The sequence below is a fragment of the Bradyrhizobium sp. SSBR45G genome, from assembly GCF_030159255.1.
GTDB lineage: Bacteria > Pseudomonadota > Alphaproteobacteria > Rhizobiales > Xanthobacteraceae > Bradyrhizobium.
The window spans coordinates 208,929-227,382 of record NZ_BSCT01000005.1 but is presented as its reverse complement, the minus strand read 5'-3'; the positions used below and the strand labels follow the sequence as shown (position 1 = coordinate 227,382).

The following is an 18,454-nucleotide window of genomic DNA, read 5'->3' as shown; positions in this document are numbered from 1 at the left end:
ATCAGTTTTTGCTGGCCGCGACAACGGTCCCCATGCCGGCCTGTGGCAGGGCCATTTCAGCTGGGGGCGCGCCGTCCGGGGCGGCGCCTAAAGCGGCAATTCCGGCTCTCGTCGGCTATTGCGCCGCGCATTGGTCTCCGTCGGCGATGTCGACGAGCGGACGAAGCTCCAGCGGATCGACGGCGCCTGCTGCGCATCCTGGCGGATCACGAGCTGCGTCGTGCGGCGCGGGCCGTCATTGCCGGCGAGGAACACGCTGTCCTCGAGGTCGACGCGGTCGTCGAACGTCTCGAAGGTCCAGACCTCGCGATTGGGCAGCACCAGCATGGCGCCGCGGCCGTCGCTGAGCCGGCTGGCCTTGACCGCCGGATGCAGATGGAAGCGCAGCGTATAGTCCGAGCCGCCGCCGCGCAGCCTTGCGCCCTGCGCGGGGGTCACGGTGTCCTCGCCGTCGAGCCGCGAGCCGTCCTCGGCCGCGACCAGCACGCGGCGGTGGATCAGGCCGAACTTGGCCGCATAGCCGTTATGCGAGGTCGACAGCACGGTGCCGTCGGGCACGACCTCGCGGAAATTCTCGACCCGCGTCGGTCCCGACACGATCGGCGCGCCGTGCAGCAGCCGCTTCATCGCCGACATCTCGACGAAGGTGCAGGACGAGGTGTTGTGATAGGTCAGCGTCGAATGCGCCACGGTTGAGCGCGCGAAGGTGCGCCAGTTGTCGCGGCCGGTCGACGGCATGCCGCAATTGATGACGATGCGGCTCGCGCCCGACGACAGCTCGAAGGCGAGGCAGCCGGCATGCGCCTCGTGGCTGAGATGCGGCGGCGGCGGCGCGCCGGTGTCGACGATCACCGTCATCGGCCCGGCATCGAGGCGCTGGAAGCCGGAATGCGGCATGTTCGGCATGGGCGTGCCATGCGTGTCGTCATAGGCGAGCAGGGTGGCGAGCAGGTCGGACGGCGTGCCGCCCATGCCGTTGAACAGCGCCATGTTGCCGTCGCCGTGCCGGAAGAAGCGCAGCATCGGCATCATCCGGTCGATGGCGTTGAGCAGCGCCGGCGGCGGCGCGATGTTGCGCGCGGCGAAGGTCTGGCGCAGCGGCAGCAGGTCGATCAGCAGCTCGATCAGCGTGCCCGGATTGCGCGAGACATGCCCGCCGTCGGGCAGGATCTGGCGCTGCAATTCGTCCGACAGCTTCCGGCTGGCGCTGCGGATGTGCTTGGCCTGGTTGGCGAGGCACAGCGCGGCATAGCACAGCGCGATCAGCACCTGCAGCCGCGGTGCGCCGTCGGGAATGTCGATGGTCGAATAGCGCAGGTAGCGGATCTCGCGCGTCAGCCCGCGCAGGTAGCGGCGGTAGAACTTGCCGTCGGAATCGGCCAGCACCAGCGGCGCCTGCGACAGCAGCGAGATCACCCGGCGGGCCAGCACGTCGGCGCGGCGGCTCAGCGGGTGGCGGCCGATCTGGTTGGTGATCCAGTCGTCGACCAAAGCGCGGGCATTGGCGCGGGTCAGCGCCGTGTCGGCTGCGCGAAGATGCCGCAGCCAGCCGAAGCCGAGCAGCGCCACCTCCCAGTCCTCGGACGGGGGCTCCAGGTCGAAGATCGAACGGCCGTGGCAGGTCACGATCTTGCCGGCGAACACGAATCGCCCGGCATAGATCTCGGCCGCGCGGGTGGCGTCCGAGGTGCGCAGATCATGCGGCGCAATGATCAGCCGATCGGCCCGCCCTGGCCACAACCCGGACACGGATACCGATACGCCGCTGACATTGGACATCAGGCTGCGCGCAAAGCGGCCCAAAACCAGCGTCGATATGCGTCTGCGTTGAGCGGCGGACACGCCAAGCCTTAGGTCGAGAGGGGGATTCGGTTGCGGACCCTTCATAGATCGCAAATGCCGCCGATACACCATTTTTGGCGGCGATGCAGCACCATCGCAGGACCAGAATCTGGTGCAAAATCAGGATTTAACGACTAACGCAACGCTGCTGCCCTCAATCGGCTACCGCCGCGGCGCAGCCATACATCCTGCACACGATGCCATGCTCATGGCCGGCGCTCCAGCCTTGCCGCATAAAAACCGTCGAGGCCGCCGAGCCGCGGATCCTCGTGCGGCAGGTGGCAGGGCAGGGTGCGCAGATCGCCGGCCGGCGTGACCAGCTCGGCCAGTCCGGCCACCTCGGCTGGCGTGATTGGGACGCGGCGAAGCTCGCTGCTGCCGGCGAGAACGTGGTCGACCACGTGCTCGCCCTCCTCGGGCTCGAGCGAGCAGGTGCAGTAGACCAGGGTTCCGCCCGGCTTGAGCAGGTTGCCGGCTCTGGTCAGCAGCTTGGCCTGCTGGCCCGACAGCGCGGTGATGTCGGCCTCGCTGCGCAGCCAGCCGACGTCGGGATGGCGGCGGATGGTGCCGGTCGAGCTGCAGGGCGCGTCGAGCAGGATGCCGTCGAAGCTGCCCGCTTCGGCCGATTGCCATTCGGCGGCGTCGGTCACGACCGTCTCGGCCGTGAGCTGCAGCCGGGTCATGTTGTCCCTCAGCCGGTTCATCCGGGCCGGCGATCGGTCGACCGCGATGACGCGGGCGCCGCCAAGGGCGAGCTGCGCGGTCTTGCCGCCGGGGGCGGCGCAGAGATCGGCGATGGTCTTGCCGGTGATATCGCCGAGCAGCCGAGCGGGCAGCGCCGCCGCGGCGTCCTGCACCCACCATTGGCCCTCGACGAAGCCCGGCAGCACCGTCACCGAGCCATGCAGCAGGGTGCGCACGGTGCCGGTCGGCAGCACCTCGCCATGCAGCCGCGATGCCCATTGCGCCGGATCGGACTTGACGGTGAGGTCGAGCGACGGCTCCTGGCCGAGCGCGGCGGCAATCTGCAGCGCAGTCGTCTCGCCGTAGTGGGCGATCCAGCGCTTGAGCAGCCAGGGCGCGATGTCGAGCGGCTGGCCCTTGGCGTCGGCGAGCAGCCCGGTCCCCTCGCGCGCGCAGCGTCGCAGCACGGCATTGACGAGTCCGGCATATTTCGCGGCGCGGCGGTCGGCCTGCACCAGGCGCACCGAGAGGTCGACGGCGGCATGGTCCGGCACGTCCATCCACAGGATCTGGGCGGCGCCGATCAGCAGCGCACTCTGCGCCCGTGGCGCATCGGTCGGCACGCCGCGATCGAGCAGGCGGGACAGTACGTGGCCGAGCGTGCCGAGCCGGCGCAGGGTGGTGGCGACCAGGCGGCGCATCAGCGCGCGGTCGCGGTCGGCGAGCTGCTTCAGCCCGGGATGTGCACCGCTGCCGTCGAGCTGATCGTCGAGCGTGCGGTGCTTGTGCAGCACCCCATCGATCACGTCGGCGGCGATCCGCCGCGCCGCTAGGCCTGGGACTTCGGAAGGGGTCGCAAAACGCGGCGGGGGCATGCCTGGAGATTACTCGCGAGAGAAGAAAGGCAGTTCCGCGACGATCCGGTGCATGCCATCAGCTTGCGGGACCACTGCCACGGGAATATGCCAAATGTAAGAATCGGCTCTGCTTTTTTTAGACCTGTTTTATCGTGTGCGCGCACACGATCTGATGAGGTCGGGAACGATCCGGTTCAACGGTGGAATGGTACGATGAGTGACGAGCCCAAGAATGAGGCCAAGAAAGAGGCCAAGGGCGAGCTTAAGAGCAAACCCGAATTGACTGTCGTCGCCAGCAACGACAGCCCGCGCAAGCCGCTCTCACCGGCCGCGCAACGCGCCCTCGCCGAGGCCGAGGAGCGCCGCCGCCTCGCCGCCGAGCAGCAGGCCAAGCCGCAACCCAAGGAGTTGCAGGGGCCCAAGGGTCTGGAGCCGACGCGGTACGGCGACTGGGAGAGAAAGGGCATCATCTCGGACTTCTGAGCGAGCGTCCGAGATGAAGATGCCGCCACGCTGATGACCGGCGTGACGCGCGGCCATCCTGGCCGGATCAGCGGCTGACGATCACCGTGGTGCCGATCGACACCCGCTCGTAGAGGTCGGTGATGTCGGTGTTGAGCATGCGGATGCAGCCATAGGAGACATAGCCGCCGATCGAGCTCGGCACGTTGGTGCCGTGGATCGCATAGTCGCCGCCGGCCAGCGTCATCGCCGCCACGCCCATCGGATTGCGCGGCGAGCCGCCGGGGATCACGTCGGGCAGCTCGGGCTTGTCGCGCTTGACGTCGGCGGGCGGCGCCCAGGCCGGATTTCGGTACTTGCCGTCGATCTTGGTGGTGCCGGCCCATTGCCGCCCGGCCTTGCCGACGCCAACCGGATAGCGCATCGCGTGGCTGCCATCGAGCACCAGATAGAGCCTGCGCTCGCCGGTCTTCACCACGATCGTGCCGGGCGAATAGTCGCCGGCGATGCCGACCAGCTCTGGCCGCGCGGACGCCGCTGATGTCGTCATCATCACGGCGCCCATCGCGGATGCCGCCACCATCGCCGCTCGCGCGGCAGTCAGCCTGATCGCCCCGGTCCGCATCGCCATCCCCTCGCCTCGTTCCCCACGACGCCTGATCCCTGGCTGGGAGCACTCGGATGGCTTGAGCAAAGAAAAACTTCGCCGCCAAGTAAATGACATGAAAACAACACTCCCGCGGAATCAGCCGCGGGAGTGTCGGGAACCTTGACGAAGCTGGAGAGGCTGCAGCCAGCGCGGACGCGCCGACCTCAGGCCTGCTTCTCCTTGCGGTTTTGCCGGTGCTGCACGAGATCGTCGACCACGCTGGGATCGGCAAGGGTCGAGGTGTCGCCCAGGCTGCCCGGCTCGTCCTCGGCGATCTTGCGCAGGATGCGGCGCATGATCTTGCCGGAGCGGGTCTTGGGCAGGCCCTGCGAGAACTGGATCTGGTCGGGCGAGGCGATCGGGCCGATCTCCTTGCGCACCCACGCGACCAGCTCCTTGCGCAACTCCTCGCTCGGCTGCTCGCCGGCCATCAGGGTGACATAGGCGTAGATACCCTGGCCCTTGATGTCATGGGGATAGCCGACCACGGCCGCTTCCGACACCTTGGCATGCGCGACCAGCGCACTCTCGACCTCGGCGGTGCCCATCCGGTGGCCGGAGACGTTGATGACGTCGTCGACGCGGCCGGTGATCCAGTAATAGCCGTCGGCATCGCGGCGGCAGCCGTCGCCGGTGAAGTACTTGCCCTTGTAGGTCGAGAAATAGTTCATCTCGAACCGCGCATGATCTCCATACACCGTGCGCATCTGGCCCGGCCAGGAGCGGGTGAGGCAGAGATTGCCGGTGCATTCGCCCTCGAGCGGGACGCCGTCGGCGTCGACGATCTCCGGCACCACGCCGAAGAACGGCCGCGTCGCCGAGCCCGGCTTCAATTTGGTCGCGCCCGGCAGCGGCGTGATCAGGATGCCGCCGGTCTCGGTCTGCCACCAGGTGTCGACGATCGGGCATCGGTCGTCGCCGACGACGCGGTGATACCACTCCCAGGCTTCCGGATTGATCGGCTCGCCGACCGAGCCGAGCAGGCGCAAGGATGCGCGCGAGGTCTTCTTCACCGGCTCGTCGCCGCCCTGCATCAAAGCGCGGATCGCGGTCGGTGCGGTGTAGAAGATGTTGACCTTGTGCTTGTCGATGACGTTCCAGAACCGCGAATTGTCCGGATAGTTCGGGATGCCTTCGAACATCAGCGTGACAGCGCCATTGGCCAGCGGCCCATACAGGATGTAGCTGTGGCCGGTGACCCAGCCGACGTCGGCGGTGCACCAGTAGACGTCGCCCTCGTGATAGTCGAACACGTATTGATGCGTCATCGCGGCGTAGACGAGATAGCCGCCGGTGGTGTGCAGCACGCCCTTGGGCTGGCCGGTCGAACCGGAGGTGTAGAGGATGAACAGCGGATCCTCCGCGTTCATGGGCTCGACCGGGCATTCGGTCGTCACCATCTCCGCGGCCTCGTGGTACCAGAGGTCACGCGTCGGGTTCATCTCGATCTTGCCGCCGGTGCGCTTGACCACGACGACCCAGTCGACATTGTCGACCTTGTTCAGCGCCGCGTCGACGTTCGCCTTGAGCGGCACTTTGCGGCCGCCGCGCAGGCCCTCGTCGGCGGTGATGACGATCTTGGAGTCGCAATCCTTGATGCGCTGGGCGAGTGAATCAGGCGAGAACCCGGCGAACACCACGGAGTGGATGGCACCGATGCGGGCGCAGGCCAGCATCGCATAGGCCGCCTCCGGGATCATCGGCAGATAGATGGTGACGCGGTCGCCCTTCTTGACGTTGCGGTTGCGCAGGATGTTGGCCATCCGGCACACCTGGTCGTGCAGCTCGCGATAGGTGATGTGCTTGGATTGCGAGGGATCGTCGCCTTCCCAGATGATCGCGGTCTGGTCGCCGCGGGTGGCGAGGTGGCGGTCGATGCAATTGTAGGCGGCGTTGAGGACGCCGTCCTCGAACCATTTGATCGAGATATTGCCCGGGGCGTAGGAGACGTTCTCGATTTTCGTCGGCGCGTGAATCCAGTCGACGCGCTTGGCCTGCTCGGCCCAGAAGCCGTTGGGATCCTTGATCGAGCGCGCGTACATCTCCTGGTACTTCGCGTCGTCGACAAAGGCGCGTTTCGTCCACTCGGCCGGAACGTCGTAGATCTTCTCGGACATTTCACACCCTCCACCATGCGGCCCGCGGATGGTCCCGTCCCAGGCCGTCGTTGTTTGCACTATGCGTCCGCGTAACCGGCGACGACAAGGCAAGACAAGTAGGACCTTCGGCGGGGAGGCGTTCTGCGCAGGATCAAAGAATTGTGCGCGGAGGTTGTTGCGGCCGGACATTCCGTCCCATCGCGGACCGCAGGACCTCGTCAAGGTTACCCCGACACAGCCTGGTTTACGGTATCAGACGACCTTTTTGCCCAAATTTAGGGACTCGCTATCCGGTCCATGACGCCCTAAATCGCCCTCAAGCTGTGGATAACCCGGCCGGAACCAAGTCTTGGCCCGGGGCATTGAGCGGATGAACACGACGGCAGGGTGTCTAAGGTAATGATGGACCAGCACAATTTCGAGAGTCCCAGGGGCGGCCCGGCCGGTCCCGAGGTGGCGCTCGCGAAGGCGCTGGGCCAGTGGCCGCCCAAGCCGCCCCGCCGCAAGCTGACTTTGAAGGATCTCGCCCATACCAAGGCCGCCGACGCGCAAGGCCATGCCAAGAGCACGGTCGAGGATCTGGCCAAGCGCATCGGGCTGAAGCTCGGCGACCAGACCGAGCTCACCATCCGCCGCATCAAGCGCGGCAAGAGCTACAGCTTCATCCGCGCCAACGGCACCACGATCCGCCATGTCGGCACCATTCGCCGCCTGCATGCGATGGCGGTGCCGCCCGCCTACCGCGAGGTCCGCTATGCCGCGGATCCGAGCTCGCATCTGCAGGCGGTCGGCCGCGACGCCGCCGGACGGCTGCAATACCGCTATCACGCCGATTGGGAGAAGGTGCGCGAGCACACCAAGGCGCACCGCCTCGCCCGGCTGGTCGGCGCGCTGCCGCGCATCCGCCGCGCCGTCTCCAAGCATCTCGCCGGCGACGCGCCGACGCGCGAGTTCGCGCTATCCGCCGTGATCGAATTGATCGCGCGCACCGCGATCCGCCCCGGCAACGAATCCTATGCGCGGCTCAACGGCACCCGCGGCGCGACGACGCTGCTGAAGTCGAACGTGACGCTCGAGGACGACAGCCTGGTGCTGACCTTCAAGGCCAAGGGCGGCAAGGCGGTGCGCAAGGAGTGCGACGCTGCCAAGCTGGTGCGCGCCGCGGGCATCCTGCGCGGCGTGCCCGGCCGGCGCATGTTCCAGTATCGCGACGCGCAGGGCGTGGTGCGCGCGGTGTCGACCACGCAGGTCAACGCCTTCCTGCGCGAGATCGCCGGCATCAAGATCTCGCTGAAGGATTTCCGTACCCTGATGGCTTCGGCCGTGGCGCTGGAGACGCTATCGCGGATCACGCCGGCGGCGAGCGCGCGCGGCCGCAAGAAGCAGATCCTGGAAGCGATCCGCGCCGCCGCCGACGAGCTCACCAACACGCCGGCGATCTGCCGCAGGAGCTATGTGCACGACACGATCGTCACGGCGTTCGAGGACGGCATTCTCGAACGCTTCGCCGCCACCATGAAGGGCCAGCGCTCGCAGACGCGGCGCGAGCAGCTGCTGGCCCAGGTGGTCACGGCCGTCTCGGCCTGACGCAGCGGACCATCAGGCCTGGCAGCGCGGCCCGATCTTGGCCGACGCGAGGAAACGCGCGATCGGATCGAGCTGCCTGCACGGCACCATCGCCTTCCTGACCGGCTCGGCGGTGCGCTTCACCGGCCGCAGCACAATGCTGCTTCGGTCAGTCGGGCGAGTGCGCACGGCAGAGGTGGATGTGCCTCGGGCATTTGCCCTCACGGCCCGCGAGACCAGCGGCAGACGGGCCACCTCATTCATGTCGATCAGCGCGGTCTCGACGCCGCGATCGGTTTCACTCAACGTATCGATGCCCGGAACAGGCTCGCGCATCAGCGACGAGGTCGTCTCGCCCGCCATGTCCGCCGGCGACACCGCCGCGAGCACCATCTTCGTTGCAAGCAAGCAGCAGATTATCACGAGGCAGAACCCCGCAATCCAGATCGTTCTGTTCACTGTTGGAAACCCCCGCCGATCGCGCCGGAGAGTGCAGGACATCCCCTTCCCGCACCCGGCGCCGTGCCGACCAATCAACCTTAAGAAAGTCTTACTCGCAATGTTTTCGGCAGCTTTGGCCGAGTTCGCATCGCATTGTAGTTAATGACGAAAACAGCGTCATGCCATCGGCCAATGACCGACATCGCGCTGATGAGTTTCACCTGGCTGCGACATTGCGGCACGCGACATCTGGTTCAATGAGTCGGTGAGACGATCTCGACGCCTCGAGGTTTCACGGATCACGTTAAATTATGCGCCGAAACTCGCGTCCCACGGGTGGCGTAGCTTGGTCCGACACGACGCAAGAGCACACGCTCAGCATCGCATCGATGTCGCAGTCGAAACTGATCACGCGGCCTCTGCCGCCACCGTCTTTAGGGAGCTACCCATGTCCAAGCGCATTGCCTATCTCGCTGCCGCCGCCTTCAGCGCGCTGTCGCTGACCTCGACCTTCGTTGCGCCCGCGCGCGCCGAGGAGAAGACCGTGATGGTCGGAGGTGCTGCGATGTATCCGTCGAAGAACATCATCCAGAACGCTGTCAATTCGAAGGATCATACGACGCTGGTCGCCGCGGTGAAGGCCGCCGGCCTCGTGCAGACGCTGGAGGGCAAGGGCCCGTTCACGGTGTTCGCGCCGACCAACACGGCGTTCGGCAAGCTGCCGGCCGGCACCGTCGACACGCTCGTCAAGCCGGAGAACAAGGCGACCCTGACCAAGATCCTCACCTATCACGTCGTGCCCGGCAAGCTCGAGGCGGCCGACCTGAAGGACGGCCAGATGCTGAAGACGGTCGAGGGCGAGCAGCTCACCGTCAAGCGCGAGGGCAAGAACGTCATGATCATGGACGCCAAGGGTGGCACGTCGATGGTGACGGTCCCCAACGTCAACCAGTCGAACGGCGTCATTCACGTGATCGACAGCGTGCTGCTGCCGGCCTCCTGATCGCGAATCGGCCCCCGGACACATCCGTTTCTTCCTCCTCCTCCTCGCGGATGTGACCAGGAGCGAGCCGGGGCCCATCCCCGGCTCGCTTTTTTGTGAGAGAAGAGGTTCGATCTGCATCGATTTGCCGGTTTGCGCCCGTAACGAGCGGCCCGCATCTGGCGTATATGTGGCTGGAACCTCCGACCATCACGAACAACCGAGCCCGTCATGTCCAGCATCGCCGCCACCGATACGACGATCAGCAGCCCCCAAACCAAGGTGATCCAGCCGGCCTGGGTCCGTGTCATGCACTGGATCAACGCGGTCGCGATGATCCTGATGATCATGTCGGGCTGGCAGATCTACAACGCCTCGCCGCTGTTCGACTTCCGCTTCGACAAGAGCATCACGCTCGGCGGCTGGCTCGGCGGCGCGCTGCTGTGGCACTTCGCCGCGATGTGGCTGCTGATGCTGAATGGCCTCGCCTATCTCGTCACCGGCCTCGCCACCGGCCGCTTCCGCCGCAAGCTGCTGCCGATCTCGCCATCTTCGGTCGTCGCCGACCTCAAGGCCGCGCTGACCTTCAAGCTCGCGCATGACGATCTCACCGCCTACAACGCCGTGCAAAAGCTGCTCTATCTCGGCATCATCCTGGTCGGCATCATCATTGTGCTCAGCGGCCTGGGGATGTGGAAGCCCGTCCAGCTGCATTGGCTGGTCAGCCTGTTCGGCGACTATCCGGCGGCGCGCTACGTCCACTTCGTCTGCATGGCGCTGATCTGCGCCTTCCTGGTCATTCACATCGTGCTCGCGCTGCTGGTACCGAAGAGCCTGCGCGCCATGATCATCGGCCGCTGAGAGGAGATCGAGACATGGCCAAGCGTCCGTTCCTCATTCCCGGCGTCGACAAGCGCCTTCTCATCAAGGACTCGCTCAAGGCGATGCCGGATCTCACCCGGCGCCGTTTCATCACCGGCGGCGCCAGCCTTGGCGCACTGACGCTGCTGACCGGTTGCGACGTGGTCGATGGCGACACCGCCGAGGAGCTTCTGAAGAAGGTCTCCAAGTTCAACGACGCCGTGCAGTCCTGGATCTTCAATCCAGACGCGCTGGCGCCGACCTTCCCGGAGAGCGCCATCACCAAGCCGTTCCCATTCAACGCCTACTACACGCTGGACGAGGCGCCTGAGATCGATGCCGCGGACTGGAAGCTCGAGGTCCGCGGCCTCGTCGACAACAAGAAGTCGTGGACGCTTCCCGAGCTGCACGCGCTGCCGCAGGTCACGCAGGTGACGCGCCACATCTGCGTCGAGGGCTGGAGCGCGATCGGCTCCTGGACCGGCACGCCGCTGCGCGACTTCCTCAAGCTGATCGGCGCCGACACCAGGGCCAAATACGTCTGGTTCAACTGCGCGGATTCGCAAGGCTACAATTCGCCCTTGGACATGCGCACCGCGCTGCATCCGCAGACCCAGATGACCTTCAAATTCGCCGACCAGATCCTGCCGCGCGCCTATGGCTTCCCGATGAAGATCCGCGTTCCCACCAAGCTCGGCTTCAAGAACCCGAAATACGTCGTCGCGATGGAAGTCACCAACGACTACAAGGGTGGCTATTGGGAAGACCAGGGGTACAATTCGTTCAGCGGGAGCTGAGGGCCCGTCGGTTGGTCGTGTGATGCGGCTCCACATTCCGCCGTCGTCCCGGCGAACGCCGGGACCCATACCCACAGGAAGTGGTTTGAGGCAGGCTGATCATTGGCATTTTGCCACTCACGTCCGCCGCGGCGTATGGATCCCGGCGTTCGCCGGGATGACGCCAGTTGTTTAGGCGCGATCGCGCTGCAGCTTCCCCTGCATCGCCGCCATCAGCGCTCCCAGCAGCAGCAGCGCCGCTGACACGTTCAGCGCATAGGTCAGACTCCCCATCGCATCCGTGATGGCTCCGACCGCAAATGGCCCCAAGGTCTGGCCGATGCCGAACGAGATGGTCAGCGCCGCGATCGCTCGCGGCCAGGCCGACTGCGGCAGGTTGAAGCGCACGAACGCCGTCGTTGCCGTGGTGACGGTCGAGAACGCGATGCCGAACACGCCAGCCGACAGCGCGAGCATCGCCGGCGAATGGCTGAGCGAGGGCAGGGCGGCGCCGATCGCATTCACGGTGAGGATGATGGCCGTCGGCCGGCCGCCGCGGTCCAGCGCCAGCACGCGGCCCCACACCCAGGGGGTGCTGAAGCCGGCCAGCCCGATCAGGCACCAGAACCCCGATTGCGCCGCCGCGCCGCCGCCGAGGTCGCGGACATAGGCGATCATGAAGGTGAGGTAGGCGATGTAGCCGGCGCCATAGAGGAAGTAGCTGAACAGATAGATCGCCATCGGCCGCAGCGACACGCGGTCTGCGCGGGTCTCCGGCACCGCGGCGTTCGTCGGGATCGGCATCACCAGCAGCGGTACGATCAGCACCGTGCCGAGCGTGGCGAGCACCGCCCACACGATCCACCACGAGCCGGGTCCGAACGCCTGCAGCACGAACGGCGCGATCAGGCCGGAGGCCACGATGCCGAGCGGCGGCCCGGCGTAGAACAGGCTGAGCACGAAGCTGGCGCGTGCCGGCTGCAGCAATGCGACCCGCGCCGCCAGCGCGCCACCCGCGACGAGGGCCACGCCGGCCCCAATGCCGGTGACGAGCCGCGCCACGCTGAGCGCCGTGAAGTCGCTCGTCATCGCACAGACGGCAAGCGACACGAGCGCGGCCAGCGTTCCGCCGCGCACCGCGGCCAGCCCGCCGAACCGCCGAGCCAGCCGCGACGCGATCAGCGCGCCGAGCAGGTAGCCGGCGGCATTGACCGTGTTCATGAAGCCGGCAGCCGAATACGACCAGTGCAGCGTCTCCCGCATGTCCGGCAGCACCAGCGCATAGGCGAAGCGGCCGATGCCGAGGCCGATGATCGGGCCGAGCGACAGCGTGAGGTTGGTCAACGCCGGGCGGGCCGGAATCGGGGCGGATTTGGGGATTGGCAAGAAATGCTCCGGCGCGGCGATCATCGGGCAAATCATGCTGCCCGGCCGCGATTTTCGAGCACATTACAGCGCGGCCTGCCGGTCCAGAAGACGTGCCCCGGCAATGGTGGCTTGCCAAGGGCGCAGGAGCGCTTTAGCACTCCGCGCGGATTTTAAAGCCGCTCTTCGTCACGCCCGGCCGCGCGCCGGGCATCCCCGTCCTGCTTGCAGCGGCGCGGATGGCCCGGACGAGACCGGCCATGACAACGACCCACGCGAGGATGACGACCATGGCGACCCATAAGCTCCTGCTGCTGCCCGGCGACGGCATCGGCCCCGAAGTGATGGCCGAGGTGAAGCGGCTGATCGGCTGGCTGAACGCCAAGGGACTCGCCTCGTTCGAGACCGAGGACGGCCTGGTCGGCGGCGCCGCCTATGACGCCCATGGCGCGTCGATCTCCGAAGCCGACATGGCCAAGGCCAAGGCGGCCGACGCCATCATCTTCGGCGCCGTCGGCGGCCCGAAATGGGACGGCGTGCCCTACGACGTCCGTCCCGAGGCCGGCCTGTTGCGCCTGCGCAAGGATCTCGGCCTGTTCGCCAATCTGCGTCCCGCGGTGTGCTACCCGGCGCTGGCCGATGCCTCCAGCCTGAAGCGCGAGATCGTCGAAGGGCTCGACATCATGATCGTGCGCGAGCTCACCGGCGGCGTGTATTTCGGCGAGCCCAAGACCATCACCGATCTCGGCAACGGCCAGAAGCGCGCCGTCGATACCCAGGTCTACGACACCTATGAGATCGAGCGCATCGCCCGCGTCGCCTTCGACCTCGCGCGCAAGCGCAAGAACAAGGTGACGTCGATGGAGAAGCGCAACGTCATGAAGTCGGGCGTGCTCTGGAACGAGGTCGTCACCGCGGTCCACGCGCGCGAGTACAAGGACGTCACGCTCGAGCATCAGCTCGCCGATTCCGGCGGCATGAACCTCGTGAAGTATCCGAAGATGTTCGACGTCATCGTCACCGACAATCTGTTCGGCGACATGCTCTCGGATATCGCGGCGATGCTGACCGGCTCGCTCGGCATGCTGCCCTCGGCCTCGCTGGGCGAAGTCGACGCCAAGACCCACAAGCGCCGCGCGCTGTACGAGCCGGTGCACGGCTCGGCGCCGGACATTGCCGGCAAGGGTCTCGCCAACCCGATCGCGATGCTGACCTCGTTCGGCATGGCGCTGCGCTACTCGTTCGACCTCGGCGCCCTCGCCGACAAGCTCGACGCCGCGATTGCCGCCGTGCTGGCCTCCGGCCTGCGCACCGCCGACATCAAGGCCGAGGGCTCGACCCCGGCTTCGACCACGCAGATGGGCGAAGCCATCATCAAGGAGCTGGAGAAGCTCACGGCGTAATCGGAGCCGAGTGCTCATGGGAGCCGAGCTGTTGCTACGCAAACGGTGAGCTCCCCTCCCCCTTGCGGGGAGGGGTCGGGGGTGGGGGTCCACACCCAGTGAGCTCAGCTCAGGGCAAGGCCCTCTCTCTCCGAACGATCATCTTTCATCGTCTTGCGTCGCGGCGCGAACTCATCAGAGAGCGTCGCCCGGAGACCCCCACCCCCAACCCCTCCCCGCAAGGGGGAGGGGGGCGCACCGCCGTCGCGGAGAAAGCGCGAGTCCGTCTCACGAAACCTCGTGTTTGCTTTGGGCGTCATCAGGTGTCGCGAGCCGCGATGGCGATGGCGTTCGGCGTTGACAATCCTTGCCCCGTCTCCGCCCGCGCCTGTCAATTTTACCTATAGACTTTCACCCCCGGATGAATAGCCTGACCCCAACGCCGCGCCATTGAGTGGACGCGGACTCGCGGCCGTCGGAGACGACGGATGCGAAGGTTGGGAGGATGAATGTGATCGCGGTCGCGATGCGATATGTCGCTCGCCATGCGCGTCGGCGTCAGCAGCTTCGCTGCATTGACGTGGCGATCGTCCGTGTCTTCTCTCACGCCGCGCGCTGACGCATGAGCACGCCGCTCATCTCCGTTCACGGGCTGTGCAAGAGCTTTCCCGGCGTGCGGGCGCTGCACAATGTCCGGTTCGAGCTGCTCGCCGGCGAGGTTCATGCCGTGATGGGCGAGAACGGCGCCGGCAAGTCGACCTTGATGAAGATCCTCGCCGGCGTCTACCGCAAGGACTCCGGCGACATCGTCTATGACGGCGTGGGTGTTGATTTCCCGAGCCCGCGCGAGGCGCAGGCTGCCGGCATCGGGATCATTCATCAGGAATTGCAGCTGATGAATCATCTCACGGTGGCGCAGAACATCTTCATCGGGCGCGAGCCCCGCAAGGCCTTCGGGCTGCTGCTCGACGAGGACCGGTTGAACCGGCAGGCCGCGGAACTGCTTGGCCAACTCAATCTGGCGATCGACCCGCGTACGACGGTCGGCGGGCTGACGGTGGCGAAGCAGCAGATGGTCGAGATCGCCAAGGCGCTGTCGTTCAACTCGCGCGTCCTGATCATGGACGAGCCGACCGCCGCGCTGAACAATCGCGAGATCGCCGAGCTGTTCAAGATGATCCGCGCGCTCAAGGCGCGCGGCGTGGGCATCGTTTACATCTCGCACAAGATGGACGAGCTGAAGCAGATCTCGGACCGCGTCACGGTGCTGCGCGACGGCGAGTATGTCGCCACCGTGCCGACTGCTGAGACCACGATCGAGACCATCATCGGCATGATGGTGGGCCGCAGCCTGAGCGATGCGCGCCTCGTCGGCGCGGCTCCTGCCGGCGACATCGCGCTTGAGGTGCGAAAGCTGAACTGCGGACCGCTGGTCCGCGACGTCAGCTTCACCTTGCGCAAGGGCGAGATCCTCGGCTTTGCCGGACTGATGGGGGCCGGCCGCACCGAGGTCGCGCGCGCCATCTTCGGCGCCGACGCGGTGCCTTCCGGGGAGATCCGCGTCAACAACCGGCAAGTGACGATCCGCACGCCGGCGCATGCGGTCGCCAACGGCATCGGCTATCTCTCCGAGGATCGCAAGCGCTTCGGGCTCGCCACCGGCATGGACGTTGAATCCAACGTCGTGATGTCGAATCTCGCGAACTATCTGGCGATGAAGGTCATGCTCAGGAAGCGCGCGATCCGCGACACCGCCGGCCGCTTCATCAGGATGCTGAACATCCGCACGCCCTCGGCGTCGCAGGAGGTCAGGCTGCTGTCCGGCGGCAACCAGCAGAAGATCGTGATCGCCAAATGGCTCGATCGCGATTGCGACATCCTGTTCTTCGACGAGCCCACGCGGGGCATCGACATCGGCGCCAAGAACGAGATCTACCGGCTGCTGCGCGCGCTCGCCGACCAGGGCAAGGCGATCGTGATGATCTCGTCGGAGCTGCCGGAGGTGATCAGGATGAGCGACCGTATCGTCGTGATGTGCGAGGGCCGCATCACCGGCGAGTTGTCGCCGGACGAGGCCACGCAGGAGCGGATCATGCAGCTGGCCACCCAGCGCGATACCATGGAAGGCAGGCTGACGGCATGAGCGACCCGGCACTGGTCAAGGACCACAAGGACGGCATCGCGGCGAGCGGGTCCGGTGCCGTCGCCGCATTGCGGCGCCGCCTGCTCGGACCCGCGGCGCTGCAGAAGCTGCTGGCTTTCGCGAGCCTGGTGCTGCTGCTGATCTATTTCAGCTTCGCCTCGCCGGCCTTCATGCAGACCGACAACATGATCAACATTCTGCAGGCGACCGCCGTGAATGGCGTGCTGGCGATCGCCTCGACCTTCGTCATCATCACCGCCGGCATCGATCTGTCGGTCGGCACGCTGATGACGTTCTGCGCGGTCATGGCCGGCGTGTTCCTGACCTATTGGGAGCTGCCGATGTGGACGGGCATCGTCGCGGCCATCTTGACCGGCGCACTGTCAGGCGCCTTGTCGGGCGCTGTCATCACCAAGATGAAGGTGCCGCCGTTCATCGCGACGCTCGGCATGATGCTGGTGCTGAAGGGGCTGGCGCTGGTCGTCTCCGGCAGCAAGCCGATCTATTTCAGCAACACCGAGAACTTCTCGATGATCTCGCAGGATTCGCTGCTCGGCGTGCTCGTGCCGGACTTGCCGATTCCCAACGCCGCGCTGATCCTGATCGTGATGGCGGTGCTGGCCTCCATCGTTCTCAACCGCACTGCGCTCGGCCGCTACACATTCGCCATCGGCAGCAACGAGGAGGCGGTGCGGCTCTCCGGCGTCAATGTCGACCGCTGGAAGATCGTCATCTATGGCCTTGGCGGCGCGATCTGCGGCGTGGCCGGCCTGCTGCTCGCCTCGCGCATCAACTCCGCGCAGCCTGCGCTCGGCCAGGGCTATGAGCTCGATGCGATTGCCGCCGTCGTCATCGGCGGCACGTCGCTGAGTGGCGGCACCGGCACCATCCTCGGCACCATCATCGGCGCCTTCATCATGAGCGTGCTGACCAACGGTTTGCGGATCCTGTCGGTGGCGCAGGAATGGCAATTCGTGGTCACCGGCATCATCATCATTCTCGCCGTCTACGCCGACATGCTGCGCCGTAAGCGCGGCTAGCTCTGGAGGAGAATGAGCCGACCAGCGCCGCCGGCAGACAATGGCGGCCATCGCAACAAGAAGATCTTCAAAACGAGACAATCACCGAACCAAACGGAGGAAACACCCATGTCGAACAAGCATCTGTCGAACTATCTCGTCGGCGCCGCGCTCGGCGCCGTCATGGCCGCGGGATTGTCCGCCGGCGCGCGCGCCGAGGATGTCTACATCCCGCTCGTCTCCAAGGGCTTCCAGCACCAGTTCTGGCAGGCCGTGAAGCTCGGCGCCGAGCAGGCCGCGAAGGCAGCCAACGTCAAGATCACCTTCGAAGGGCCGGAGACCGAGGCCATGGTCGACAAGCAGATCGACATGCTGTCGGCCGCGCTCGCCAAGAAGCCGCAGGCGATCGGCTTCGCCGCGCTCGACTCCAAGGCGGCGATTCCGCTGTTGAAGAAGGCCGATGCCGGCAAGATTCCGGTGATCGCCTTCGACTCCGGCGTCGACAGCGACATTCCGCTGACGACCTGCACCACCGACAACCTCGCCGCAGCGGGCCTCGCCGCCGACAAGATGGCGGGCCTGATCGGCGACGCCGGCGAGGTCGCGGTCGTCGTGCACGACCAGACCAGCCGCACCGGCATCGACCGTCGCGACGGCTTCCTGAAGCAGATCAAGGACAAGCATCCGAACATCAAGATCGTCAGCGTGCAGTATGGCGGCGGCGATCAGCTGAAGTCGACCGAGATCACCAAGTCGATCCTGCAGGCCAACCCGAACATCAAGGGCATCTTCGGCGCCAACGAGGGCTCGGCGATCGGCGTGCTCAACGGCGTCAAGGAGATGAAGAAGAAGATCGTCGTGATCGGCTACGATTCCGGCAAGCAGCAGAAGGCCGCGATCAATTCGGGCGAGATGGCCGGCGCCATCACCCAGAACCCGATCGGCATCGGCAGCTGCACGGTCGACGCCGCGGTCAAGGCCCTGAAGGGCGAGAAGCTGCCGAAGGTTACCGACACCGGCTTCTACTGGTACGACAAGTCCAACATCGGCGACGCGAAGATTGCGGCGGTGCTGTACGACTGACATTGGCAGCGCGGCCAGGGCCGACGGCGTCAGGCCGCTTGCCCCTTTCACCGTGTTGACGGTGTGCTCCCCTCCCCCTTGCGGGGAGGGGTTGGGGGTGGGGGTCCACACCCGGTGAGTTCGCTGCTTGCACCGTCTCGCTATGCCACGTCATCTCTGCCCGTGATCAGCTCAGGGCACTTCGACATCCGACTCTGTTGTCCTTCTCACCGCGGCTCTCATCAGAGAGCATCGCCCGGGGCC

15 protein-coding genes are annotated in these 18,454 nt (G+C 66.1%); 9 read left to right on the top strand and 6 right to left on the bottom strand.

Annotated elements, in window-relative coordinates:
- Positions 1-87: 87 nt before the first annotated feature.
- Together QQL87_RS09145 and QQL87_RS09140 are read right to left on the bottom strand one after the other, a co-directional pair.
- A complete protein-coding gene (locus QQL87_RS09145; RefSeq protein ID WP_284417103.1) occupies positions 88-1,779 on the bottom strand; it encodes a heparinase II/III family protein in 1,692 nt (563 codons plus the stop codon).
- Between the two features lie 269 nt (positions 1,780-2,048).
- Positions 2,049-3,401, bottom strand: coding sequence for an RsmB/NOP family class I SAM-dependent RNA methyltransferase (locus QQL87_RS09140; RefSeq protein ID WP_284417102.1), 1,353 nt, complete (start codon positions 3,399-3,401; stop codon positions 2,049-2,051).
- Positions 3,402-3,596: 195 nt separating this feature from the next.
- Here QQL87_RS09140 and QQL87_RS09135 point away from each other — a divergent pair, with 195 nt between their 5' ends.
- On the top strand, positions 3,597-3,866 hold the full coding sequence (locus QQL87_RS09135; protein ID WP_284417101.1) for a DUF1674 domain-containing protein: 270 nt from the start codon (positions 3,597-3,599) through the stop codon (positions 3,864-3,866).
- A gap of 67 nt (positions 3,867-3,933) precedes the next feature.
- Here QQL87_RS09135 and QQL87_RS09130 read toward each other — a convergent pair whose 3' ends face one another.
- Together QQL87_RS09130 and acs are read right to left on the bottom strand one after the other, a co-directional pair.
- The gene (locus QQL87_RS09130; protein WP_502871147.1) at positions 3,934-4,428 is read right to left on the bottom strand and encodes a L,D-transpeptidase; all 495 of its coding nucleotides are present in this window, start codon (positions 4,426-4,428) and stop codon (positions 3,934-3,936) included.
- A gap of 230 nt (positions 4,429-4,658) precedes the next feature.
- The gene (acs, locus tag QQL87_RS09125; RefSeq protein WP_284417100.1) at positions 4,659-6,611 is read right to left on the bottom strand and encodes an acetate--CoA ligase; all 1,953 of its coding nucleotides are present in this window, start codon (positions 6,609-6,611) and stop codon (positions 4,659-4,661) included.
- Between the two features lie 381 nt (positions 6,612-6,992).
- Here acs and QQL87_RS09120 point away from each other — a divergent pair, with 381 nt between their 5' ends.
- Entirely contained in the window at positions 6,993-8,180 is a 1,188-nt protein-coding gene (locus QQL87_RS09120; RefSeq protein ID WP_284417236.1) for a DNA topoisomerase IB, read from the top strand.
- Positions 8,181-8,192: 12 nt separating this feature from the next.
- Here the strand turns inward: QQL87_RS09120 and QQL87_RS09115 are convergent, their stop codons facing one another.
- On the bottom strand, positions 8,193-8,552 hold the full coding sequence (locus QQL87_RS09115; RefSeq protein ID WP_284417099.1) for a hypothetical protein: 360 nt from the start codon (positions 8,550-8,552) through the stop codon (positions 8,193-8,195).
- 496 nt (positions 8,553-9,048) lie between these two features.
- Between QQL87_RS09115 and QQL87_RS09110 the strand changes: the two genes are divergently transcribed.
- The 3 genes from QQL87_RS09110 to QQL87_RS09100 all read left to right on the top strand — a co-directional run bounded on the left by QQL87_RS09110 (position 9,049) and on the right by QQL87_RS09100 (position 11,240).
- A complete protein-coding gene (locus QQL87_RS09110) occupies positions 9,049-9,603 on the top strand; it encodes a fasciclin domain-containing protein (RefSeq protein ID WP_284417098.1) in 555 nt (184 codons plus the stop codon).
- Positions 9,604-9,813: 210 nt separating this feature from the next.
- Positions 9,814-10,443 (top strand): cytochrome b/b6 domain-containing protein, encoded by a 630-nt coding sequence (locus tag QQL87_RS09105; protein ID WP_284417097.1) that lies wholly within the window; start codon positions 9,814-9,816, stop codon positions 10,441-10,443.
- Positions 10,444-10,457: 14 nt separating this feature from the next.
- Positions 10,458-11,240, top strand: coding sequence for a molybdopterin-binding protein (locus tag QQL87_RS09100; protein ID WP_284417096.1), 783 nt, complete (start codon positions 10,458-10,460; stop codon positions 11,238-11,240).
- A gap of 171 nt (positions 11,241-11,411) precedes the next feature.
- On the opposite strand, the gene QQL87_RS09095 is transcribed toward QQL87_RS09100, so the two are convergent.
- The gene (locus QQL87_RS09095; protein WP_502871143.1) at positions 11,412-12,641 is read right to left on the bottom strand and encodes a YbfB/YjiJ family MFS transporter; all 1,230 of its coding nucleotides are present in this window, start codon (positions 12,639-12,641) and stop codon (positions 11,412-11,414) included.
- Between the two features lie 233 nt (positions 12,642-12,874).
- Here QQL87_RS09095 and leuB point away from each other — a divergent pair, with 233 nt between their 5' ends.
- The 4 genes from leuB to QQL87_RS09075 all read left to right on the top strand — a co-directional run bounded on the left by leuB (position 12,875) and on the right by QQL87_RS09075 (position 18,211).
- Positions 12,875-13,987, top strand: a complete 1,113-nt coding sequence (gene leuB, locus QQL87_RS09090; RefSeq protein ID WP_284417093.1) for a 3-isopropylmalate dehydrogenase — start codon at positions 12,875-12,877, stop codon at positions 13,985-13,987.
- Between the two features lie 601 nt (positions 13,988-14,588).
- The gene (locus tag QQL87_RS09085) at positions 14,589-16,109 is read left to right on the top strand and encodes a sugar ABC transporter ATP-binding protein (protein ID WP_284417092.1); all 1,521 of its coding nucleotides are present in this window, start codon (positions 14,589-14,591) and stop codon (positions 16,107-16,109) included.
- Complete coding sequence (locus QQL87_RS09080; protein ID WP_284417091.1) at positions 16,106-17,149, top strand: ABC transporter permease; 1,044 nt, start codon at positions 16,106-16,108, stop codon at positions 17,147-17,149. The genes QQL87_RS09085 and QQL87_RS09080 overlap by 4 nt, the downstream gene beginning before the upstream one ends.
- A 108-nt stretch (positions 17,150-17,257) precedes the next feature.
- Positions 17,258-18,211, top strand: a complete 954-nt coding sequence (locus QQL87_RS09075; protein WP_284417090.1) for an ABC transporter substrate-binding protein — start codon at positions 17,258-17,260, stop codon at positions 18,209-18,211.
- Positions 18,212-18,454: the final 243 nt, after the last annotated feature.